Annotated in this window: 1 rRNA gene; it reads right to left on the bottom strand. The window is 51.6% G+C overall.

Features of this window, described 5'->3' with window-relative positions:
* Positions 1–5: 5 nt before the first annotated feature.
* Positions 6–1,819, bottom strand: a 23S ribosomal RNA gene (locus tag CD034_RS01065); the annotation flags it as partial.

The raw sequence follows: 1,819 nt of genomic DNA, 5'->3' as shown, positions 1-1,819 counted from the left end.
AAAAATTGATTAAGTCTTCGATCGATTAGTATTCGTCAGCTCCACGTGTCACCACGCTTCCACCTCGAACCTATTAACCTCATCATCTCTGAGGGATCTTATAACCGAAGTTGGGAAATCTCATCTTGAGGGGGGCTTCATGCTTAGATGCTTTCAGCACTTATCCCGTCCATACATAGCTACCCAGCTATGCCGTTGGCACGACAACTGGTACACCAGAGGTATGTCCATCCCGGTCCTCTCGTACTAAGGACAGCTCCTCTCAAATTTCCTACGCCCACGACGGATAGGGACCGAACTGTCTCACGACGTTCTGAACCCAGCTCGCGTACCGCTTTAATGGGCGAACAGCCCAACCCTTGGGACCGACTACAGCCCCAGGATGCGATGAGCCGACATCGAGGTGCCAAACCTCCCCGTCGATGTGAACTCTTGGGGGAGATAAGCCTGTTATCCCCGGGGTAGCTTTTATCCGTTGAGCGATGGCCCTTCCATGCGGAACCACCGGATCACTAAGTCCGTCTTTCGACCCTGCTCGACTTGTAGGTCTCGCAGTCAAGCTCCCTTATGCCTTTACACTCTATGAATGATTTCCAACCATTCTGAGGGAACCTTTGAGCGCCTCCGTTACCTTTTAGGAGGCGACCGCCCCAGTCAAACTGCCCGCCTGACACTGTCTCCCACCACGATAAGTGGTGCGGGTTAGAAAGCCAACACAGCTAGGGTAGTATCCCACCAACGCCTCCACGTAAGCTAGCGCTCACGTTTCAAAGGCTCCTACCTATCCTGTACAAGCTGTGCCGAATTTCAATATCAGGCTACAGTAAAGCTCCACGGGGTCTTTCCGTCCTGTCGCGGGTAACCTGCATCTTCACAGGTACTATGATTTCACCGAGTCTCTCGTTGAGACAGTGCCCAAATCGTTACGCCTTTCGTGCGGGTCGGAACTTACCCGACAAGGAATTTCGCTACCTTAGGACCGTTATAGTTACGGCCGCCGTTTACTGGGGCTTCGATTCGTAGCTTCGCAGAAGCTAACCACTCCTCTTAACCTTCCAGCACCGGGCAGGCGTCAGCCCCTATACATCACCTTACGGTTTAGCAGAGACCTGTGTTTTTGATAAACAGTCGCTTGGGCCTATTCACTGCGGCTCTTCTGGGCTTGCACCCTAAAGAGCACCCCTTCTCCCGAAGTTACGGGGTCATTTTGCCGAGTTCCTTAACGAGAGTTCGCTCGCTCACCTTAGAATTCTCATCTTGACTACCTGTGTCGGTTTGCGGTACGGGCACCTAATCTCTATCTAGAGGCTTTTCTCGGCAGTGTGAAATCAACGACTCGAGGAAACAATTTCCTCTCCCCATCACAGCTCAATCTTAAGAGTGCCGGATTTGCCTAACACTCAATCTCACTGCTTAGACGTACAATCCAATCGTACGCTTCGCCTATCCTACTGCGTCCCCCCATCGATTAAAACGATTATAGGTGGTACAGGAATATCAACCTGTTATCCATCGCCTACGCCTGTCGGCCTCAGCTTAGGACCCGACTAACCCAGAGCGGACGAGCCTTCCTCTGGAAACCTTAGTCAATCGGTGGACGGGATTCTCACCCGTCTTTCGCTACTCACACCGGCATTCTCACTTCTAAGCGCTCCACATGTCCTTGCGATCATGCTTCAACGCCCTTAGAACGCTCTCCTACCATTGTCCAAAGGACAATCCACAGCTTCGGTAATATGTTTAGCCCCGGTACATTTTCGGCGCAGTGTCACTCGACTAGTGAGCTATTACGCACTCTTTAAATGATGGCTGCTTCTAA

The organism is Staphylococcus hominis subsp. hominis (genome assembly GCF_002901845.1).
Classification (GTDB): domain Bacteria; phylum Bacillota; class Bacilli; order Staphylococcales; family Staphylococcaceae; genus Staphylococcus; species Staphylococcus hominis.
Note: the sequence above shows the minus strand (reverse complement) of the source record. Positions and strands in the feature narration are given on the sequence as shown.